The 1,361-nt window shown below is 71.6% G+C and carries 1 protein-coding gene; it reads right to left on the bottom strand.

Annotated elements, in window-relative coordinates; all coding sequences use genetic code 11:
* Nucleotides 1–1,361 (bottom strand): EAL domain-containing protein (locus AC27KI_RS24920; RefSeq protein ID WP_487116463.1); only part of this gene is annotated, 1,361 nt, incomplete at both ends.

The raw sequence follows: 1,361 nt of genomic DNA, 5'->3' as shown, positions 1-1,361 counted from the left end.
ACTCGTCGCCGCCCAGGCGGCTCACGGTGTCGTGCGTTCGCACGGCCTGCAGCAGCCGCGCCGCCACCGAGCGCAGCAGTCCGTCGCCGATGTGGTGGCCCAGCGTGTCGTTGATGGACTTGAAGCGGTCCAGGTCGATGAACAGCACCGCCACACGCTCGCCCGTGATGGCGGCATGCGCGATGGCCGCCTGCAGCCGCTGCACGCACAGCGAACGGTTGGGCAGCTCGGTGAGCACGTCGTGGTGGGCCAGGAACTGGATGCGCTCCTCGTTGCGCTTGCGGTCGGTGATGTCGATGGCGATGCCGATGTGGTTGGCCACGGCGCCGCCCTTGCCGCCCTCGCGCACCGCCGACACCATCAGCCAGGCCGGGTAGGTCTCGCCCGAGCGGCGGCGGAACCGCACCTCGCCCTGCCAGGACTCCTTGTCCAGCAGCGTGCGGGCGATGCGCGCGCCCAGCGGCGGCTCGCCCGGGTCCTCCAGCAGGAAGCCCAGGTTCTCGCCGATCACCTCGTAGAAGTCGTAGTGCGTGCTGCGGCAGAACGCCTTGTTCACGCTCAGGATCTTCTGGTCCGCCGCCATGATGATGATGCCCTCGGACGAGGCCTCGAACACCTTGGCCCACAGCTCCAGCCGCTGCTCCATCACCTTGAGCACGTTGATGGGCGTGAAGGCGGTCAGCATGGCATCGCGCCCCTGGAAGTGCAGGCGCCGGGCCGACAGCACGGCCCACAGCGGCTCGGCGCTGCCCTTCCAGCGCACCTCGAACTCGTCCACCACGCCCTGGTCGGCCAGGCGCTGGAAAAAGCGTGCGCGCACGCCCGGCTCCATGCCCGTGCGCCAGGGGTCCAGCGTGGTGCCGTTCAGCCACAGGCCGGCCGGGGCGTTGGCGTGCAGCACCTCGTGCTCGGGCACCGAGGTGACCACCATCGGAATGGGCAGCGCCTCCACCAGCTCGCGCTGGGCCTCGGCGGCGCGCGCGCTGGCGGCCAGCTCCTGCTGCAGCACGCGCTCGCGGTCGAGCTGCGCCAGCATGCCGTTGAAGGCCGTCACCAGCCGGCCGATCTCGTCGCGGCTGATCCAGTGCGCGCGCAGGGTGTGGTCGCCGCTGCGGCGCACCTCGTCGGCCACACGGGCCAGCTGCTGCAGGGGCTTGGCGATCTGCCGCGCCACCAGCGTGACCAGGCTCAGGATGCAGCCCAGCAGCAGCACGGCCGTGCCCAGGTGCAGCCACATGCGCGCGAAGAGGTCGTCCACCCGGGCGTAGAGCAGGCGGTCGAGCTGCGCCGTGCCCTGCACCCACGCCGTCTGCAGCGCGCCCAGCAGCGCACGCTGGCGTGCGGGCAGCTCGGCCGCGGCG

Source organism: Acidovorax sp. KPB24-03 (genome assembly GCF_057546605.1).
This window is presented reverse-complemented; position numbering and strand designations above follow the sequence as displayed.